This is a genomic window from Streptomyces sp. NPDC020422 (assembly GCF_044386705.1).
GTDB lineage: Bacteria > Actinomycetota > Actinomycetes > Streptomycetales > Streptomycetaceae > Streptomyces.
Genome location: NZ_JBIRVJ010000005.1, coordinates 353,648 through 372,423, shown reverse-complemented (window position 1 = coordinate 372,423; position 18,776 = coordinate 353,648). Strand labels below are relative to the sequence as shown.

Sequence of the window (18,776 nt, the reverse complement as noted above, 5' to 3'; positions counted from 1 at the left end):
CCCGCAGGGGGCCTACGCGGCCTTGAACCCGCGGTGCATCGCCACGATCCCGCCGGTCAGGTTCCGCCAGGCCACCTCGGACCAGCCGGCCTTCTGCATCAGCTGTGCGAGGGTCGGCTGGTCCGGCCAGGACCGGATGGACTCGGCGAGGTACACGTACGCGTCCGGGTTGGAGGAGACGGCCCGCGCCACCGGCGGCAGCGCGCGCATCAGGTACTCCTCGTACACCGTGCGGAACGGGGCCCAGGTGGCGTGCGAGAACTCGCAGATCACGACCCGGCCGCCGGGCTTCGTCACCCGGTACAGCTCGCGCAGCGCCTGGTCGGTGTCCTGGATGTTGCGCAGCCCGAAGGAGATGGTGACGGCGTCGAACACGTCGTCGCGGAACGGCAGCCTCGTGCCGTCGCCCGCGGTGAAAGGCATCCACGGGTGGTTCTTCTTGCCGACGCGCAGCATCCCCAGGGAGAAGTCGCAGGGCACGACGTACGCCCCGGCGCGCGCGAACGGCTGCGAGGAGGTCGCGGTGCCGGCGGCCAGGTCCAGGATCTTCTGCGCGGGCCGCGCGTCGACCGCCTTGGCGACCTCCTTGCGCCAGCGCCGGTCCTGGCCGAGCGACAAGATGTCGTTGGTGAGGTCGTAGTTCGCCGCCACGTCGTCGAACATCGAGGCGACTTCGTGCGGCTTCTTGTCCAGGGTGGCGCGGGTCACTGGCGTTCGCCTCACTTGGTTCGTACTGCGGGCTTGGTTCTTGCTGCGGGCCGACAGGCCGACGTTACGCCCGCATTGTCGCAGGGGGCACCGGGCCCCGCGGTCAGCGGGCCCGGTACACCAGCCGCCCGGCGATGACCGTGGCCACACAGGTGGCCGGCCCCCGGCGCACGAGCGCCGCCCGGTCGGGCACGTCGAAGACGGCGAACCGGGCCTGGGCGCCCGCCGTGAGTCCGGGCAGCAGCACCAGCGGCGCCGGCGTCAGGGACGGCGGGCCCGGCAGGTTCGGCGGGCGCTGCCCCACCGCGAGCCCGGCCCTGCGCACCGCGTCCTGGGCGGGGCGCCCGCGCAGCTCCCCGCCGACGGCCACCGTGCCGTGCGCGAGCAGCCGCTGCACCCCGCGGCGCGCGGAGGCGCCCCGGCGGGCGGGGTCGGCCTCGAAGATGTCCTGCGCCCGCTCCCCGGTGATCGGCTCGGTGCCGAACTCCGCGGCCTCGCGCGGATCCGGGTGGTAGGTGGCCTCCAGCAGCTCGGGGCCGTACGGGTTGAGCAGTCCCGGCGTGAGGATGCCGGGCCAGCGGCGCAGCCGGGCGTCCTGGTGGGCCTCGGCCAGCTCCTCGTACGGGCCGACGGCCGCGACGAACGCGCCGTCGACGAGGACCGCGAGCTCGGGCGAGGCGTCGGCGGCGTGCAGGGTCAGCATCGGGGAGCCGTTCTCAGCGGGCGTCGAGGAGCTTCAGCTCGGGGTGGGCCGTGCCGCCCTCGATCGCGACGGACGAGATGTGGGAGGCCACGCGCTCGTCGACCGGGTCGTTCGCCGGGTCGTCGTGGACGACCAGGTGCTCGTAGGTGGTGGAGCGCTGCGCCGGGACCCGGTCCGCGGTGCGGATCATGTCGATCATCTCGCGCAGGTTGGAGCGGTGCTTGGCGCCGGCGGAGGAGACGACGTTCTCCTCCAGCATGATCGAGCCGAGGTCGTCCGCGCCGTAGTGCAGGGTGAGCTGGCCGATCTCCTTGCCCGTGGTGAGCCAGGAGCCCTGGATGTGGGCCACGTTGTCGAGGAAGAGCCGCGCGATGGAGATCATGCGCAGGTACTCGAAGAGGGTCGCCTGGGTGCGGCCCTTCAGGTGGTTGTTCTCGGGCTGGTACGTGTACGGGATGAAGGCCCGGAAGCCGCCCGTGCGGTCCTGCAGATCGCGGATCATCCGCAGGTGCTCGATCCGCTCGGCGTTGGTCTCGCCGGTGCCCATGAGCATCGTGGAGGTCGACTCGACGCCCAGCCCGTGGGCGATCCCCATGATCTCCAGCCAGCGCTCGCCGCTCTCCTTCAGCGGGGCGATCGCCTTGCGCGGGCGCTCCGGGAGCAGCTCGGCGCCGGCGCCCGCGAAGGAGTCGAGGCCGGCCGCGTGGATGCGGGTGATGGCCTCCTCGACGGAGACCCCGGAGATCCGGGCCATGTGCTCGACCTCGGAGGCGCCGAGGGAGTGGATGACCAGCTGCGGGAACTCGGCCTTGATGGCGGCGAAGTGCTTCTCGTAGTACTCGACGCCGAAGTCGGGGTGGTGGCCGCCCTGGAACATGATCTGGGTGCCGCCGAGCTCCACGGTCTCCGCGCAGCGGCGCAGGATGTCGTCGAGGTCGCGGGTCCAGCCCTTCTTGGTGTCCTTGGGGGCCGCGTAGAAGGCGCAGAACTTGCACGCCGTCACACAGACGTTCGTGTAGTTGATGTTGCGCTCGATGATGTACGTCGCGATGTGCTCGGTCCCCGCGTAACGGCGGCGGCGCACGGCGTCGGCGGCGGCGCCGAGGGCGTGCAGCGGCGCCGAGCGGTACAGGTCGAGCGCCTCCTCGGGGGTGATCCGGCCACCGGCGGCGGCGCGGTCGAGAACGGCTGTGACATCAACAGACGTGAGTGCGGCCTTCTCGGTCACCGGTAGTCCCTTTCGGAGGCTGCGTACGCGCGGGCGGGCACGTACTGGACGGACCCGGCCAGCCTACGCCAGCACCCCCGGGCGGATTCGTGCCGGTCCCGAGCCAACCGAACGGCCGCCGGATCCCTCTCCCTCTCCGGAATCCGCCGTAATACCCGAAACGCTCTCGGAGACCCCCCATGACACGTCGCCGCCGCCTCCGCCGCTCGCTCGCGGCCGCCCTCGCCCTGGGGACCACGCTCGCCGTGGTCTCCGGCTGTTCCTCGGACGGCAAGGGCGACCCGGTCTCCTTCGACACCCCGAGGAACGGGCAGCCCCAGCAGGCCTCCGTGCACAAGCCCGGCGGGAAGAACACGGTCCGGGCGGGCGGGAAGGCCGGGAACCAGGCCCCCGAGACCGTCTTCCCCACCGGCCCGAAGGCCGAGTTCACCGACGCCAACACCGTCGAGGACGGCACCAAGATCGGCGTCACCGAACTCACGGGCGCGAAGTCCGGCTTCACCGGCAAGGTGTGGGTGTGGGCCCCGAAGCAGTATTTCGACCCGAAGTACGCGAACAGCGGCTTCCCGGTCCTCATCTCGCTGCCGGGCGGCGTCGGCTATCCGACGAATTACTGGATGGGCACCGACCTCAAACTCCAGTCGAGCATCGCGCGGTGGTCCGAGGAGGGAAAGAGCCTTCCGTTCATCGTCGTGATGCCCGTCCTCAACCCGGACGACAAGCACTATTACGACGGCAGCGATATCCCGGGCCAGCCGCGAATGGGCACCTGGCTGACGGAGGACGTACCGGATTTCGTCCGGGCCAATTTCCGCACGTTCAAGTCGCGGGACGGCTGGGCCTTCATGGGCTCGTCCTCGGGCGGCTTCGTGGGGCTGAAGTCGGTGCTGCAGAAGCCGGACAAGTTCAAGGGCGTCATCGCCTCGGGCCCGGACCTGGTCCCGGACTCGCCGCTCTGGCAGGGCCACGCGCGCGAGCAGCGGGCGAACGACCCGGGGCGGCTCGCCCGGGTGCTGGCCGCGAAGCCGGACACCAAGGCGAACGAGATCTTCCTGGCCTTCCAGATGGGCACCAAGGAGACCTGGATGGCGCCGCGCCTGAAGGCCTTCATCCGGACCTACACCAAGGGGCCGATCAAGTCCCGGCTGCAGATCATCCAGAACGGCGGGCACAACGCGAAGAGCTATGTGCGGGGCATGGACGAGGGATCGATCGCCTGGCTGAGCCGCCACATGCAGGGACCGATCCCCTCCGCCTAGCCGGCCCGGTGGTGCTCCCGCGCGAGCAGCTCCACCCGTACGTCCGCGGGGAAACCGGTCGTCGGACCGGTCCTGCGGGCGAACTCGCGCACGCCGGCCAGCTGCTCCGGCCCGAAGCGGAAGTCGAGCGTACGGAAGTAGCGCTCGAGGAGCTCCGCGTCGAAGGCCTCCCAGCGGGCGGCCTGCTCGGCCACCTTCGCGACCTCTTCGAGGGAGAGGTCGCGCGAGGCCAGGAAGGCGCGGTGCACGTCGTGGGCGGTCTCCGGCTCACGGGCCAGGAAGTCCTTCCTGACCGCCCACACGGCGAAGACGAACGGCAGGCCCGTCCACTCCTTCCACATCAGCCCCAGGTCGTGGACCTGGAGCCCCAGCCGGGGCGCCTCGTGCAGGGAGGCCCGCAGCGCGGCGTCGCCGATGAGTACGGCCGCGTCGGCCTCCTGCATCATCAGGCCGAGGTCGGGCGGGCACGTGTAGTAGTCGGGCCGCACCCCGTACCGCTCGGCGAGCAGCAGCTGCGCCAGGCGCACGGAGGTGCGCGAGGTGGAGCCGAGCGCCACCCGGGCGCCGTCGAGCTCGTCCAGGGGGCGCTGGGAGACGATCACGCAGGACATGACGGGGCCGTCGCAGCCGACGGCGATGTCCGGCAGGGCGACCAGGCCGTCCGCGTGGCGGAGGTACTCGACGAGGGTGATCGGGCCGATGTCGAGATCGCCCCGCACCAGCTGCTCGCTGAGCTTCTCGGGGGAGTCCTTCGTCAGCTCCAGGTCGAGGAGGGTTCCGGTACGGGCCAGGCCCCAGTAGAGGGGCAGGCAGTTCAGGAACTGGATGTGCCCGACGCGGGGCCGGCTGCGCTGGTGGTCATCGGTTGCATTGTCCACATCGCGAGGCTAGACCCGTCTCGTCCGGTGGGCCTCGCCGGGGCCGCATCGGACATCCGTCCGAGATCCATCCGAACGCGCGGGGGCGCCCGCGTCAGCACGTCAGAAGCGTGTCAAACAAGCGAGTGACGTGATCTTTCCCTCTACCGCTTCGAGCACGCTGCGTGCTACGCTCGACGCAAGTTGCAGTTTGGTTTCCCTTGCAGTACAGAGCCTGCGGAGCATGTAACCCGCAGGCTTTTGTAGTTTTCAGACTTGGTTGCAGGTTCTGGAGCAGGGCGACCCTTTGGCCCATAGGAGGGCTCATGGCTACCGGAACCGTGAAGTGGTTCAACGCTGAAAAGGGCTTTGGCTTCATCGCCCAGGAAGGCGGCGGCCCGGATGTCTTCGTCCACTACTCCGCGATCAACGCCTCTGGCTTCCGCTCCCTCGAGGAGAACCAGCAGGTGAGCTTCGACGTCACGCAGGGCCCGAAGGGTCCGCAGGCGGAGAACGTCACCCCGGTCTAAGTGACCCGGGTCGACGATCGCGATCTCTAGAGCTGTACCCAAGGAGCCCCGCTCCGTGCGCGCCGAGCGCACGAGCGGGGCTCCTGCCGTTCCCCCGGCGGGCGGCCTAGCAGTCCGGGATCACGTTGCCGCTGTTGTCCCGGGCCTCGTCGTTGCCCCACCGCGACAGGTAGTAGGCGGACACGTACGCCCCGTACCCGTTCTTGCCGGAGTAGACGGTGTCCAGGTCGGTCCTCAGCCACCAGTGGTTGTAGTTGCCGGAGCCGTCGCGGATCTCCTGGCCCCAGACCTTGCAGTACACGTAGTTCGTGCCGGCGTTCAGCACCCCCTGGGCGTCGTTCGTGTTCGCCTGGGCGTAGCCGGTGGCGTTGGCGAAGGTGTCGACCCAGTACTTCCCGCCGCCGCCCGAGCAGCCGTTGTCGCTGGTCAGGTACTTCGCGTAGTACGAAGAGGGGTAGGGCGCGAGGGAGACCCCGTTGATCGCGATGGTCTGGCCGACGCCGTTGTAGAGCTGCTCGTAGTGGATGTGGGCACCCGAGCTGTTGCCGGTGGAGCCGGTGACGCCGATCTGCCGCCCCTGGTCCACCCGGGCGCCGTCGGCGACGGAGTAGGAGCTGAGGTGGAAGTAATACGTCTTCCAGCCGCCGCCGTGGTCGATGACGATGTAGTTCCCGGCGCCGCTGGGCTGCGAGTAGCGGTACGCGGTGCCCGAGGCGGAGGCGAGCACCGGGGTCCCGGCGGTGGCCCCGCCGTCCGAGCGCACGAAGTCCAGGGCCTGGCGGACCTCGGCGGAATGGTGGCTGTAGGTCCACTGCTGGCCGCAGGGGTAGGGCGCCTTGAAGTTGGGAGCGGCCTGGGCGGGGGTGGCGGCGAGGACGGTCAGCAGCCCGGCGAGCAGGGCGAGGAGACCGCCGACGGCGGTGGTTCTGGAACGCATGCGTACTCCGGTGGGTGGGGCCAACAAGGGTCGACGCGCGTTGAACGCGGCCAGCGTGCCCGAATTCCGGCGTCCGCAGAAGTCCGCCGTACCCACATGTGCGGCGCGGCGGATACGTAGTCTGGACACATGACCGAACGCAAACCGCCTGGCGTCAGCTTCGAGTCGTTCGTGGACAAGCAGATCCGCGAGGCAGCGGAGCGCGGGGAGTTCGCCCGCCTGCAGGGCTTCGGCAAGCCCCTGCCGGACGACACCGCGCCCTATGACGAGCTGTGGTGGGTCAAGCAGAAGATGCACCGCGAGGGCGCCTCCGTACTGCCCCCGTCCCTGGCCCTCCGCAAGGAGGCCGAGGACGCCGCCGAGGCCGCCCGCGCGGCCGTCACGGAGTCGCAGCTGCGGCGGATCCTGGGCGAGATCAACACGAAGATCGCCGAGGCCCTGGCCATGCCGCCGGCGGGGCCGCCGCTGAACCTGACGTTGTTCGACGTGGAGGGGATGGCGGCGGAGTGGCGGGCGGGGCGGGGGACCGGGGCGGGGGCCGGGGGCGCGTAAAGGAGCCGTGGAGATCGGTGGGGGCGGAAACCAAGTGGCCTTCAGGGACGTCCACTTGACGCGTACTCATCTACGCTGAGCGCGTTCGACCGACCACGGGGAAGTGCCACGACCAGGGGGAGTACGACCGGCATGAGCGGCCAGAACGGCAAACGTGACAAGGGCGGCAGCGGCATGGAGCCGCTCGCGGTCGGCGATCCGCGGCTGATCGGTCCGTACCGGCTCCTCGGGCGGCTCGGCTCCGGGGGGATGGGGCGGGTCTTCCTGGCCCGCTCCGAGGGCGGCCGGACCGTGGCGGTGAAGGTCGTGCACGAGGAGCACGCCCAGGACCCGCAGTTCCGGGCCCGGTTCCGGCGCGAGATCGACGCGGTGCGGAAGGTCGGCGAGCACTACACCGCCCCGGTCCTCGACGCCGACCCCGAGGCGGAAAGGCCCTGGGTGGCGACCGGCTTCGTCCCGGGACCGTCGCTGGAGCAGGTCGTACGGGAGTACGGGCCGCTGCCCGACGAGTCGGTCCTCGCGCTCGCCGACGGGCTGCTCCGCGCGCTCCAGGGCATCCACGGCGCCGGGATCCTGCACCGGGACCTCAAGCCGTCCAACGTGATGCTGACCGTCGAGGGCCCCCGGGTCATCGACTTCGGCATCGCGCGCGCCCTGGAGCCCTCCGTCGAGTCGCTGCTGACCAGCACCGGCATGGTGGTGGGCTCGCCCGGCTTCATGGCCCCCGAGCAGGTCCGCGGCGAGTCCCTGGGCCCGGCGGCCGACGTCTTCGCGCTCGGCTGCGTCCTGATGTACGCGGCCACGGGCCGGCTGCCGTTCGGCCACGGCGCCAGCAACCAGCACGCGATCATGTTCCGGATCGTCGAGGCCGAGCCCGAGCTCGACCGGATCGGGTCCGAGCCGCTGCGCGCCTTCATCGGCCGCTGTCTCGTCAAGGACCCGGCCCGGCGGCCCGGCATCGACGCCCTGCTCGCCGACCCGGCCCTGCCGGGCGAGGACGGCGGCTCCGAAGGCGAGGCCGGCGGCTCCTGGCTGCCCGGCGCGCTCGTCGCCCGGCTGGCCCGGCAGGCCGCCCGGCTGCTCGACGTGGAGGCGCTGACGGAGGAGCTGGCCGAGGAGGCCCGCAAGGCGCGGGACGCCGCGGCGGCCGACGGGGCGCCCGACACCGGCACCCTCGGCCTGCGCCCCCAGGGCGACCCCCCGGCCGGCACCACCGGCACGGCCGCGCGTTCCCCGCGCCGCGCCTCCCGGGTCTGGGCCGTGGTGGCCGCGGTCTTCGTCGTCCTCGGCATCAGCGGCACCGTGGTCCGTCTCATCGACGCCGACGCCGACGCCCGCGACCTCCAGGGCGCCCCGGGCACCAGCGCCAGTACCGCGCCGCCCGCCACCACGACGGGCGGCCCGTCGACCGGGACGCCGTCGGCCGTGCCCTCCAAGGGCCCGGCCCCGACGCAGGCCGTACCGCCGCCCGGCGGCACGGGCGGCGCGGGTGGCGCGGGTGGCGCGGGTGGCCCAGGGGGCGGCGGGGGCGCGGGAGGCGCCGTCGGCGGCGGCTCCGGGGGCTCGGTCTCCGGGGGTACGGGTGCCTCCGGCGGGGCCGGCTCGACCGGGGCCGGCTCGACCGGTGGCGGCTCGACCGGTGGCGGCTCCTCGACCACCGCCTCCGGCGGTACGACCACCCGCCCGCCCGCCACCACCGCGCCCACCACCAGGCCCCCGGCGACGTCGTCCGGCACCGTCCCGTCGGCCTTCGTCGGCACCTGGAAGTACACGGCCGACTTCAACATCGGGCAGCCGACCACCGTGTACATCTACCGCGTCGCCCCCGGCCGGGTCGCGGCCAAGCTGATCACCGACACACAGCAGGGCCTGCACTGCGAGCACGTCGCCCGACTGATCTCCGTCACCGACGGCGGCAGCCGGATCAACCTCGGCGCCACCGTCACGGACCGGGCCCGCTCCGACAGCCTCTGCCAGGACGGCGACCCCTCCTACTTCGCACTCGCCACGCCGACCGGCCTGCGGCACGACGTGGGGCCCTCCCACGGCGAGGGCTACCACTACGAGAGGGGATGAGGGGCGGACTGATCCCGCGTTCCCGAAAGCAATATGCTGGCGGACGCTCACGTCGGTACGGCGCACATCTGTACGTCGTACACCGGTACTTGGAAGCACACGGGGGTCTTGTGTCATTCGACGACGAATGGGCCGGCATCAGGTCGGTCGCGCAGGAGAACCAGGCGGCGATGCAGCTCGCCCACGTCGACGTCGACGGCGGCGACGGCTCCGTCCAGGGCGGCGACCTGCGGGTCGGGCAGACGGACCTGGCGGCCGTCGGGGACGCCGCCTTCAAACTCCACCAGCGGCTCGGCACCGACGGCGACCACGCCAAGAGCAGCACCCAGGAGGCCGGCACCGCGATGAAGCAGGACTTCGCGCTCGGGCCGGCCCTGACGACCGTGGCCGAGAAGTGGAACGAGCAGGTGAACACGCTGCTCGACGCCTGCGCCCACATCTCCAACCACCTGGAGTACTCGAAGAAGACGCACGCGGCGGACGAGCACTGGATCGCCACCCGCTTCAAGTACGAACAGCTCGACAGGGGCTTCGAGGAGAGGGCGGCGCACTGATGGACCTCGACGCACTCAGGTTCGCCGACTTCTCGAAGCTGGGCACGGCGGCCGCCGACTGGGACGCCATGGCGAAGAAGCTGTGGGAGCTGGAGTCGGACGCCCGCGACAACCTGGGCGGGAAGGCCGCGAAGGCCGACTGGAAGGGCGTGAACGCCACCGTCACCAAGGAGTTCATCGGCAAGACGGCGAAGGAGTTCGCCGACGCCGCGACCCAGGCGACGAGCATCGCCAACATCCTCCGCGACACGCACGGCGAACTCGACGGCTTCAAGAAGCAGCTAAACGAGACGATCAGCCAGGCGCTGACCCGCAACCTGACGGTGGTCGGCACCGGCGACGGCGGCTTCACCGTCACCATGAACATCCACCCCGACCGGGCCGCCAAGGGCACCACGGTGCCCGAGCACACCGAGGCCGACGCGATCAGCCTGCGCAACGAGGTCCAGAAGATCCTCCAGCAGGCCACCGAGAGCGACTCGACCGCCGCCCAGGCGCTCACCATGCTGGTGAGCCAGACCCCGTACGGCTTCTCGGACGCCGCCTACTACGACCGGGACCGGGCCGCGCAGGCGATGAAGGACGCCGAGCGGATCGCGAACCTCCTGAAGACCAAGGGCGACGACCTGAGCCCCGAGGAGTTCGACAGGCTCAACAAGGACCTGGCCGCGTACAAGGACGACCGCCTCTTCCAGGAGAAGCTCGCCACCACGCTCGGCCCGCGCGGCGTCCTCGACTTCTGGGCGGACCTCTCCGACCCCTCGGACGGCGGCAACCTCCAGCGCGCGCGCCTGAAGGACCTGGGCGACTTCCAGCAGAACCTGTCGCTCGCCCTGGCCGGCGCGACCCAGTCCGACTCCCCCGCCATGCGGACGTGGGAGAACGACATGGTGAGGCTCGGCGAGGAGCGCATCCAGACCCGCGGCGCCCAGGTCTACGGCTACCAGCTGATGAGCAACCTGATGCGCACGGGCGACTGGGACGACCGCTTCCTCAACGCCTACGGCAACGCGCTGGTCGCGACCGAGAAGAAGATGAAGCTGCCCGACCACTACTGGAACGCGGGCGCCCCGCCGACACCGAAGATGAACTTCATCGGCGAGGACTTCGGCCGCGACCCGATGACCGGCTTCATGACCGCGCTCGCCGCGAGCCCGAACGCCGCCACCGAGTTCTTCAACGGCACCGAGCCCGACGACAACGCCAAGTACGTCCTGGGCGACCGCCGCACCTTCGACGACACCCCGCTGAACCACAAGGACGGCAACTCGGCCTGGAACGCCACCGGCGCCGCGCTGGCCGCCGCCGCCACCGGCATGAACCCGAACGACCCGACCGCCCCACGGGTCGACCTCACCCCGGAGCACCGCAAGGTCCTGGACCGCTCCCTGGAGTACCTGTCGGCCCGCGGCGACGACATGCCGTCGGAGCTGCGCGACGACATGGCGAAGGTCCTCTCCCGCCACAGCGACGTCGTGCACCACTCGGCGAGCTCGCTCTCGGACGACGCCCAGGACCCGCGCCAGCTGGACCGCAAGCAGCTCCTGGAGGTCACCAAGCAGATCTCCCGCGACCAGGACTCCTACGGCGTGCTCAACGACGCCATGAACCGGGAGATCCTCAACGACATCCACACCGAGCACCCGAGCGACCCGAAGGAGACCCTCCAGCGCGGCGGCGCCACCATCGGCTTCCTCGAAGAGGCCCGCTACCAGGCCCTGAAGACCGACAAGGAGGACCCGTCCTGGAACGCGAAGTGGCTCTACCACGGCTTCGGCGGGGCGGTGAACTTCATCCCGGTGGTCGGTGACGCCGCCCAGCGCGGTGTCGACGCCCTCGCCTACCAGTGGCAGCTCGACGAGCAGGCCCGCATCGAGAAGGGCATCCAGGAGCAGAACGGCAAGACCTTCGAGTTCCGGGAGAACCAGCTGCGGGCCCTGTCGCAGGAGTGGGCGAAGGCCAACCCCGGCAGCGGCAACAACGCCTACACCCTGGAGAACGAGATCAACCTCTCGGCCCTGAACGGAAACAGCCGCGCCAAGGGCCTGGCGGGCGACCAGTGAGGCACGGGGCGCTGACGGCGCTGGTGGTGGCCGCCGCGCTGACGGCCGCCGGGTGCTCGAAGGGCGCCGACGAGGGGCAGGCGCGGCTGCCGGCCGCGCTGTGCGGGGTCGCCGTCGACGCGGAGGTACTGCGGCCCGTCCTGGTGCCGGGCGAGGAGGTGACCGCCTCCGGGGCGAACAGCCGGTGCTCGGTGCTGGTGGACGGCAAGCGGATCCTGGCACTGGAGGGCACGGCCCTTCCGCCGGGGCAGAACTACCGGGCCACGTGGGACGGGCAGATGCCGCACGGCACGCCGGTGCCGATCGGCGACGAGGGGCGGGCCGTCGACACCTACGTCGGTGCCGCGCGGAAGTGCTCGGTGGGCTCCGAGAAGCGGGTGTTCGTCTCGCACGTGGAGCGCTTCTCCACCCAGGGCGGTGACGCCGCCGCACGGAAGGAGGCGCTCGTCCGGTTCATGACGGCGTACTTCCCGGCGGCGCAGAAGACGGCCGGCTGCACGGACTGACCGCCGGCGCCGTTCGGGTGATTTCGCCCGGGCGGCGCCGGTCCGGAGCGGGGCGGGGCGCGGGTCGGCGGGAAACCTGGGGGCCATGAACAGCGCAGCCCTGCTCCTCGACGCGTTCGCCCGGGTCCAGGAGGCCGTGCACGAGGCCGTGGAGGGGCTGTCGGAGGACGATCTCGCCGTACGGATCGACGCCGACGCCAACTCGATCGCCTGGCTCGTGTGGCACCTGACCCGCATCCAGGACGACCACGTCGCCGACGCCTTCGCCACCGAACAGCTCTGGCACTCCGACGGCTGGGCCGACCGGTTCGGCCTGCCCTTCCCCCCATCGGCCACCGGCTACGGCCACAGCAGCGCCGACGTCGCCGCCGTCCGCGCCCCCGCCGACCTCCTGCTCGCCTACCACGACGCCGTCCACGCCCGCACCCTCGACCGGATCGGCTCCCTCACCGACGCCGACCTCGGGCGCATCGTCGACACCCGCTGGGACCCGCCGGTGACCCTCGGCGTCCGGCTCGTCAGCGTGATCACCGACGACAACCAGCACGCCGGTCAGGCGGCGTACGTACGCGGGGTGGTCGAGCGCCGCTGACGGCGCACGCCCGCCCGCCGAGCGCCCCTCCCTCTCCCGGGTCACGCTCCGTGACCCGCACCGGCGCGCCCCCGTTCCCCGGGCATGAACCTCTCCACCATCCCCCGCGTCCTCGTCTCCGCCCTGGCCCTGGCCGGCGCGGCCGTCGGCTTCGCCGCCCAGACGGCCCAGCCGGCCCAGGCCGCCCCCGCGAGCGCCGAGGCCACCGCCACCGTCCAGGCCGACGAGCCGGAGCCGGTCGAGATCGGCGAGGACGGGAAGCCGGACCACACGGAGGACTGACACGACGTGACGGAACGGCCGGACACCACGAGGGCGGTGTCCGGCCGTTCGCGCGTCGGGGGCGAGGCTCAGCCGCCCATCAGCGCCTGGATCGTGTCGACCGCGCTGCCGTCGTGGTCGCTGCCCGCGGTGCCGCTGCTGCCGTACTGCACGTTGGCCGCCCGGTCGACTTCGAGCACCGAGTCGGCGTGCGAGTTGTCGATGACCGTGACCAGGCTGCCTTCCGCCGTGGCGGGCGCGGCCGCGGCCGCCACGAGGACGGCCGCGAGTCCGAGCGTCCTGAGCGGGACCGCCCCGCCCTGGCGGGGGATCACGCCCCCACCCGCTCGCGCGCCTCGTGGTTCCGGGCGATGTTCCGCTCCAGCAGCCGTGTCGACGCGGCGACGCCCACCCCGTCCGCCGGGTCGAACGACGGCAGCCGTCCGTCGGCCCGCTTGAGCTCCGCGAGCGCCGAGTCCATCGCCTGGTGCGCGGCGAAGAGACACGGCGTGCTGTAGATCGCCACGTCCACCCCCAGCTCGGCGAGTTCGCCGAGCGAGAGCCGTGGCGACTTGCCGCCCGCGATCTGGTTGAAGAGCAACGGCTTGCCGCCGACGACCTCCCGGATGCGCCGGATCCACTCCACGCTCCGTACGCCGTCCACGAGCACCACGTCGGCGTCCGTCGCCGCGAGGCGCTCCGCCCGGTGCAGGATGTCGTCCTCGTCCGTCGCGTCCGTCCGCGCCACGACCACCAGGTCCCGCCGGGTCTGCAGCACCATGTCCAGCTTGGCCAGGTACTCCTCCAGCGGCAGCACCTGCTTCCCGTCCGCGTGCCCGCACCGCCGCGGGCGCTTCTGGTCCTCCAGGATCACCCCCGAGGCCCCGATCCGCTCCAGCCCCTCCACCACGTGGCACGCCACCTCGGGGTCGACGTAGCCGTCGTCGATGTCCACGAGCAGGTGGTGCTTCGGGAACGCCCCGCGCAGCCGCTGCACGAACGCCACCATGTCCGGCCAGGCGATGAACCCGATGTCCGGCAGCCCGTAGTACGAGGCCGCGAAGCCGAACCCGGAGACGAACATCCCGTCGTAGTGGTCGGCCGCGACCGACGCCGAGTACATGTCGTACACGCCGATGAGGGGCGTGGTCCCCGGTGAGGCGATGGCCTCGCGCAGCTGGTTTCCGTAACTGATGCGGTAGCTCAACGTCCGACTCCTGGTCGTCTCGGGAACAGGGAAAAGGCCGAGGGGGCCGTGCAACACGACGCCCCTTTACCAAAACCTGATGATTTCCTGGATGACCGCAGAAGCTTCGTATACCTCCGCTTTACTCACTCTCCAGGAGTAGCGCTTTCACCACAGAAACGTCACTGGAGCCCCACCGTCGCCCACACCGTCTTGCCGACCGACCTGGCCTTCACCCCCCAGGCCGTGGAGAGCGCCGCCACCAGCAGCAGTCCGTACCCGCTCCCGTCCGGATGCGGATCCGGCACCGGCTCCCGCTCGCCCCGCGTGTCCGACACCTCGATCCGCACGTGGTCCCCGCCGAGCTCCAGCCGCAGCTCGAAGTCCCGCCCCGGCACCCGGCCGTGCGTCACCGCGTTGCTCGCCAGCTCCGCCACCACCAGCTCCGCCGCGTCCGTCGCCGCCACGCCCCAGTCCCGCAACTGCTGCACCGCCAGCAGCCGCGCCAGCCGCGCGCCCCGGCGCGTGGCGGAGAGGCGTTGCGCGAACTCGCCACCCGACTCACCGGTTGGGGTGGTCGCGAAGGTCATTTCCGTCTTCATGACCCCGAGCCTGGACCGCCCGCCCTACCCTGACCAGGGGCGACACCACGACGCTGAGTAGCGGTACGAGCACGCCAAGAGGGCGGTACGGATGTCGGTGAACGAGGAGGAGCGGCCCGAGCGGCCCTCCGAAGTCGACGGCACGGCGCACCTGTTCAGGGCGCTGGGCAAAATCATCAAGGTCCTGCGCAGGAACGCCGGCCTGAGCCAGGCGGAGCTCGCGGAGGCGACGCACTGTAGCGAGGACCTGGTCTCGTCGGTGGAGCGCGGGGTACGGACCCCGCAGCCCGACTTCCTGATCCGGGCGGACCCGGTACTGGGGGCGGGCGGGGTACTGATCGCGGCGGTGGACGAGGTGCGGGAGGCGTTGGCGCGGGCGCGCACCCGGCACCCGGACTGGTTCCAGGACTTCGCGAAGGCTGAGGCGGAGGCGTTGGCGCTGCATTACTACGCGGTGCAGGCCGTGCCGGGGCTGCTGCAGACACCCGCGTACGCGACGGCCGTGTACGGCCACCGCCGTCCGGTGTGGGACGAGGAGACGATCGAGAAGCGCGTGGCCGACCGTCTCGCCCGCCAGGCGATCCTCGACAAGTGGCCGGCACCCACGATCAGCTTCGTCCTGGAAGAGGCGATCCTGCAACGCCCAACCGGCGGGATCGACGTTCACCGGGAGCAGCTGCGCCGCCTCCTGGAGATCGGAAATCGGCGCACCATTCACCTCCAGGTGATGCCGCTCGCCCGCACGGAACACCCCTCGCTCGACGGGTCGTTCACCCTCCTGACCCCCAAGGGGCGGCGAGAGGTCGCCTACACCGAGATCTACGGTCACGCCCGCTTGATCACCGACCCCGAACTCGTACGCCAGTACACCGAGCGTTATGGGATCATCCGGGCTCAGGCACTCACGCCTCGCGAGTCCCTGGAGTTGATCGAGAAGATGCTGGGAGAGCTATGAGCACCGCACATCTGGCCTGGTTCAAGAGCAGCTACAGCAGCGGCGAGGGCGGCGAGTGCATCGAAGTCGCTTACGACTGGCGCAAGTCCAGCTACAGCAGCGGCGAAGGCGGCAACTGCGTCGAGGTCGCCGCTCACCCCACCGCCGTCCACGTCCGCGACTCCAAGGACCCCCACGGTCCCCAGCTCGCCGTGACCCCCGCCTCCTGGGCCGCGTTCGTGGTCGTAGCATCTGGCGCGTGACCAGCAAGAACTTCGTTCTCTTCGATGTCGACGGCACCCTGATGGACGCCGTCGAGAACCAGCGCCGCGTTTGGCACGCCTGGGCAGCGCGGTACGGGCTCGACGGCGCCGAGGTGTACGCCGTCGCGCTGCGGACGCGGCCGGTCGAGACGTTCGCGGCCGTGGCGCCGAGCGCGGACCCGGAGGAGTGCCTGGCGCTGCTGCACGCGCTGGAGGACGAGGACGTGCGGACGGGGACGTACGCCGCGTTCGACGGGGCCGCCGAGCTGCTGAAGGCGCTGCCGGAGGACCGGTGGGCGCTGGTGACGTCGAACTACGCGCACCGGGTGCGCGGACGGTTCGGGCGGACCGGGCTGCCGGTGCCGGAGGTGGTCGTGGACGCGGCTTCGGTGAGCGAGGGCAAGCCGTCGCCGGTGCCGTATCTGCGGGCGGCCGAGATCCTGGGCGCGGACCCGGCCGACTGCCTGGTGATCGAGGACGCCCCGTCGGGCGTCCGGTCGGGGCGGGCGGCGGGGATGACGGTCTGGACCGTCAACACCCCGGCGCCGGCGGAGGGTTCGCAGAGGCACTTCGCGACGCTCGCCGAGGCCGCGCCGGAGATTCTGGCGCGGTTGGCCGGCTCTTCGGGGTGACGGGACTGGTGGGCTTCTGGTGCGGCCGCCCTCTTTCCGAGAGTCGCGCCTTCCACCACCGCGTCAAGGGCGCTCCCTTCGGTCGCGTCGCTGCGCGATGGCCTACGGCCACCCTTGACCCGGCGGCTCCAGGCGCGAAAGACCTCTCGGAGGGCGGCCGGGGGCGCGGCCACGCGGACAGGCCGGGCAGGGGTCACCGTCGGCGCGCGGCGTGAAGGCCGGTGGGTGGGGGCGTCGGTTCGTGGCCCGGCCCGGTGGTCGGACTCCCGCCGGTCCGGGGTGCGCGGGAGTGGAATGGGGCTGCCGGGCCGGGCTCGGCGGGTGGCCCCCGGTGGGCGGCTTGGCTTCAGGCCCCGCTGGTCACTGCCGGTGGGTGGGGGCACTTCATGCAAACTCCCCCATCCCGAACCGAATCGGGGGGTGAGGGGCTGATGTGACGAGAGAGGCGACGATCCCCCCTCCCGGTGCGCGGAGTGCGCGAAACACGGACTTCGCACCGCCCCCACAGCCCACCACCCATGCAAAGTCCCCTATCCCGCACCCTGGTGGGGCGAAAAGGAACTCATGTGACGGGAGAGGCGGTCAGCAGCCCTCCCCACGCGCGGAGCGCGCAGATATCGGCACCCCGACCCCGCCCGACGGGAGAGGCGACGCCCGCCCCTCCTCACCCACCGGCAGTGACCGGCGGGGCCTGAGGCCAAGCTGTCCACCGGGGGTTCCCCGCTGAGCCGGGCCCGGCCGCCCCACTGCACTGCCGCGCGCCCCGGACGACGGAAACGGACTCCCCCGGCCCCGCCACGAACCCGGCCCCCACCCACTCACCCCACAGGCAGCGAACGGCCCCGGCCCATACCCGGCCTCCCCCACCCACCGGCCGGGCAGCCGCCGCCCTGCCGCACCCCCTCCCGCAGAGTCCGCGCGGCCCCGCCCCCGGCCGCCCTCCGAGTGTGAAAAGGCCCGCGGAGCCGGGCCGTCAAGGGTGGAGCGACAGCGGAATCGCGAAGCGACGCGACCGCAGGGAGCGCCCTTGACGGCCCGGCTCCGCGGGCCACACTCGGAAAGAGGGCGGCCGCACCAGGAGCCCGCCAGGACCTCCGCCGCGACCGCCCCCTCCCCGGAGCCGGGGGTGGTGCGGGCGGGTCCGCAGCGCCTCGCGCGCGGCGGGCGTCAGCTCAGTCGCGCGTCGGCGTAGACGTTCATCGCGTCGCGCTGGTACTCGGCGAGGCCGTCGGCGATCCGCTCGAAGTTCCGCCGGAAGCGCGGGTCCTCGACGTACATCGCGGCCAGACCCTTGTACGCCTCCGCGGTCGGCGTCCAGAAGCGGCTGATGTGCCGGTAGTGGACGTCGACCTCGGCCTGGACGGCCGGGTCGTCGGCAGGGGTGCCGGCGGCCATGAACTCGGCGAAGCGGATCATCTGCGCCGTGACCTCGCGCTGCCAGCGCTCCATGTCGTCCTGGGTCATGCCCTGGGTCTTCTGCCGGGACTCCTCGTAGGCGTCGGGCCAGCGCTCGCGGGCCTCGGCGTCGAGCTCAGGGTCGGGCTCGAAGCCCTCGAACAGGTTCTCCGGGCGGTTGATCTTCGTCATCGGGGTGCCTCCTTCGAGTTCGGTGATGGTGCGGGCGACCGTGCGGGCGAGGGTGCCGAGCCGGTCTCGTTCCGCGAGCAGGCGTTCGTGGTGCTCGCGGAGGACGGCCACCCGGTCGACCTGGCTGTCCAGGACGGCGCGGATCTCCCGCAGGCCGACGCCGAGCTCCCGCATGAGGAGGATCTGCTGCAGGCGCAGCAGGTCGTCCTCGTCGTAGTAGCGGTGGCCGTTGGAGGCGGTGCCTGCGGGGGGTAGCAGGCCGATCTCGTCGTAGTGGCGCAGGGTCCGGGAGGTGACTCCGGACATTCGGGCCACGTCCGCGATCGACCAGGGCATGGGGGGTCCTTCCGTCGCCGGGCCGGTCTTTTCCGGCCCCACACGAAGACCGTAGAAGTTGCCGCAACGTCAACCGCAACCCACCGGGCCGCGCCCGCCGTAGCTGCGGGCACCCACTCCGCCGGGACGGCGCCCACCCTCCCCGGCCTGCGGCCGACCCCGCCGCGGGTCACCCGCTCCGCTGGGGCGGTGCCCACCCTCCCGGCCGCGCCCGCACCCCGTTGTGGGCCTGCGGCCCCCCGTTGTGGGCATTCGTTCCGCTGGGGCGGAACGGGTGGGCACAACGGACGGCGCCCCTTGCCGGGCCTAGGCTTCCGCGCCCTGACCCGCACCACAGGTGCGGCACAGTCGTGGTGCGGGCCCAGGCACGGGGAGCGGAGGCGCCGCTGAGGGCGCCGTCCCGTGTGCCC

Annotated in this window: 21 protein-coding genes; 12 read left to right on the top strand and 9 right to left on the bottom strand. The window is 71.7% G+C overall.

Translation table 11 applies throughout. From position 1 onward, the window contains the following. Nucleotides 1-12 precede the first annotated feature (12 nt). The 3 genes from ACH414_RS15730 to mqnC form a co-directional block, all read right to left on the bottom strand. The gene (locus ACH414_RS15730) at nt 13-708 is read right to left on the bottom strand and encodes a demethylmenaquinone methyltransferase (protein ID WP_398942134.1); all 696 of its coding nucleotides are present in this window, start codon (nt 706-708) and stop codon (nt 13-15) included. A gap of 103 nt (nt 709-811) precedes the next feature. Continuing rightward, entirely contained in the window at nt 812-1,411 is a 600-nt protein-coding gene (locus ACH414_RS15725; RefSeq protein ID WP_382532730.1) for a hypothetical protein, read from the bottom strand. A 13-nt stretch (nt 1,412-1,424) separates the two neighbouring features. Beyond that, nucleotides 1,425-2,639, bottom strand: coding sequence for a cyclic dehypoxanthinyl futalosine synthase (gene mqnC, locus ACH414_RS15720; RefSeq protein ID WP_382532732.1), 1,215 nt, complete (start codon nt 2,637-2,639; stop codon nt 1,425-1,427). Between the two features lie 179 nt (nt 2,640-2,818). On the opposite strand from mqnC, the gene ACH414_RS15715 reads away from it, so the two are divergent. Beyond that, nucleotides 2,819-3,898, top strand: coding sequence for an alpha/beta hydrolase (locus ACH414_RS15715; RefSeq protein ID WP_391769289.1), 1,080 nt, complete (start codon nt 2,819-2,821; stop codon nt 3,896-3,898). Here the strand turns inward: ACH414_RS15715 and ACH414_RS15710 are convergent. Next, the gene (locus ACH414_RS15710) at nt 3,895-4,776 is read right to left on the bottom strand and encodes a menaquinone biosynthetic enzyme MqnA/MqnD family protein (protein WP_382532736.1); all 882 of its coding nucleotides are present in this window, start codon (nt 4,774-4,776) and stop codon (nt 3,895-3,897) included. The two genes, ACH414_RS15715 and ACH414_RS15710, sit on opposite strands and share 4 nt — an antisense overlap. Nucleotides 4,777-5,081: 305 nt before the next feature. Here ACH414_RS15710 and ACH414_RS15705 point away from each other — a divergent pair, with 305 nt between their 5' ends. Next, the gene (locus tag ACH414_RS15705) at nt 5,082-5,285 is read left to right on the top strand and encodes a cold-shock protein (protein WP_003992177.1); all 204 of its coding nucleotides are present in this window, start codon (nt 5,082-5,084) and stop codon (nt 5,283-5,285) included. A 106-nt stretch (nt 5,286-5,391) separates the two neighbouring features. Here ACH414_RS15705 and ACH414_RS15700 read toward each other — a convergent pair whose 3' ends face one another. Next, the gene (locus ACH414_RS15700) at nt 5,392-6,222 is read right to left on the bottom strand and encodes a M23 family metallopeptidase (protein WP_382532737.1); all 831 of its coding nucleotides are present in this window, start codon (nt 6,220-6,222) and stop codon (nt 5,392-5,394) included. Between the two features lie 129 nt (nt 6,223-6,351). On the opposite strand from ACH414_RS15700, the gene ACH414_RS15695 reads away from it, so the two are divergent. From ACH414_RS15695 to ACH414_RS15665, 7 genes are all read left to right on the top strand, one after another. Then, on the top strand, nt 6,352-6,774 hold the full coding sequence (locus tag ACH414_RS15695) for a DUF1992 domain-containing protein (RefSeq protein ID WP_382532739.1): 423 nt from the start codon (nt 6,352-6,354) through the stop codon (nt 6,772-6,774). Between the two features lie 132 nt (nt 6,775-6,906). Further along, nucleotides 6,907-8,850, top strand: a complete 1,944-nt coding sequence (locus tag ACH414_RS15690; protein ID WP_398942131.1) for a serine/threonine-protein kinase — start codon at nt 6,907-6,909, stop codon at nt 8,848-8,850. 110 nt (nt 8,851-8,960) lie between these two features. After that, complete coding sequence (locus ACH414_RS15685) at nt 8,961-9,404, top strand: hypothetical protein (RefSeq protein WP_382532743.1); 444 nt, start codon at nt 8,961-8,963, stop codon at nt 9,402-9,404. Then, on the top strand, nt 9,404-11,467 hold the full coding sequence (locus ACH414_RS15680) for a hypothetical protein (RefSeq protein WP_398942129.1): 2,064 nt from the start codon (nt 9,404-9,406) through the stop codon (nt 11,465-11,467). The genes ACH414_RS15685 and ACH414_RS15680 overlap by 1 nt, the downstream gene beginning before the upstream one ends. Beyond that, nucleotides 11,464-11,973 carry a hypothetical protein gene (locus tag ACH414_RS15675; protein WP_382532746.1) on the top strand — a complete coding sequence of 170 codons (510 nt, stop codon included), beginning with the start codon at nt 11,464-11,466 and terminating at the stop codon, nt 11,971-11,973. Before ACH414_RS15680 ends, ACH414_RS15675 begins: the two co-directional genes overlap by 4 nt. 85 nt (nt 11,974-12,058) lie before the next feature. Continuing rightward, a complete protein-coding gene (locus ACH414_RS15670; RefSeq protein ID WP_386565374.1) occupies nt 12,059-12,565 on the top strand; it encodes a DUF664 domain-containing protein in 507 nt (168 codons plus the stop codon). Nucleotides 12,566-12,649: 84 nt separating this feature from the next. Next, nucleotides 12,650-12,847 carry a hypothetical protein gene (locus tag ACH414_RS15665; RefSeq protein ID WP_382532750.1) on the top strand — a complete coding sequence of 66 codons (198 nt, stop codon included), beginning with the start codon at nt 12,650-12,652 and terminating at the stop codon, nt 12,845-12,847. A 68-nt stretch (nt 12,848-12,915) separates the two neighbouring features. On the opposite strand, the gene ACH414_RS15660 is transcribed toward ACH414_RS15665, so the two are convergent. The 3 genes from ACH414_RS15660 to ACH414_RS15650 all read right to left on the bottom strand — a co-directional run bounded on the left by ACH414_RS15660 (nt 12,916) and on the right by ACH414_RS15650 (nt 14,614). Beyond that, the gene (locus ACH414_RS15660) at nt 12,916-13,161 is read right to left on the bottom strand and encodes a hypothetical protein (RefSeq protein WP_382532752.1); all 246 of its coding nucleotides are present in this window, start codon (nt 13,159-13,161) and stop codon (nt 12,916-12,918) included. Further along, a complete protein-coding gene (locus ACH414_RS15655) occupies nt 13,158-14,021 on the bottom strand; it encodes an oxaloacetate decarboxylase (protein WP_382533332.1) in 864 nt (287 codons plus the stop codon). Before ACH414_RS15655 ends, ACH414_RS15660 begins: the two co-directional genes overlap by 4 nt. 173 nt (nt 14,022-14,194) lie before the next feature. Next, the gene (locus ACH414_RS15650) at nt 14,195-14,614 is read right to left on the bottom strand and encodes an ATP-binding protein (RefSeq protein ID WP_386565379.1); all 420 of its coding nucleotides are present in this window, start codon (nt 14,612-14,614) and stop codon (nt 14,195-14,197) included. 91 nt (nt 14,615-14,705) lie between these two features. Here ACH414_RS15650 and ACH414_RS15645 point away from each other — a divergent pair, with 91 nt between their 5' ends. Genes ACH414_RS15645 through ACH414_RS15635 form a run of 3 tightly spaced genes read left to right on the top strand, consistent with a single transcriptional unit; the run spans nt 14,706 to nt 16,443 of the window. Beyond that, nucleotides 14,706-15,569: a helix-turn-helix domain-containing protein gene (locus ACH414_RS15645; protein ID WP_398942126.1), complete on the top strand. Its 864-nt coding sequence runs from the start codon at nt 14,706-14,708 to the stop codon at nt 15,567-15,569. After that, complete coding sequence (locus tag ACH414_RS15640) at nt 15,566-15,811, top strand: DUF397 domain-containing protein (RefSeq protein WP_398942125.1); 246 nt, start codon at nt 15,566-15,568, stop codon at nt 15,809-15,811. The genes ACH414_RS15645 and ACH414_RS15640 overlap by 4 nt, the downstream gene beginning before the upstream one ends. Next, nucleotides 15,808-16,443, top strand: coding sequence for an HAD-IA family hydrolase (locus tag ACH414_RS15635; RefSeq protein ID WP_382532760.1), 636 nt, complete (start codon nt 15,808-15,810; stop codon nt 16,441-16,443). Before ACH414_RS15640 ends, ACH414_RS15635 begins: the two co-directional genes overlap by 4 nt. Nucleotides 16,444-17,610: 1,167 nt before the next feature. Here the strand turns inward: ACH414_RS15635 and ACH414_RS15630 are convergent. Then, a complete protein-coding gene (locus tag ACH414_RS15630) occupies nt 17,611-18,366 on the bottom strand; it encodes a MerR family transcriptional regulator (protein ID WP_382532762.1) in 756 nt (251 codons plus the stop codon). Nucleotides 18,367-18,776 lie beyond the last annotated feature (410 nt).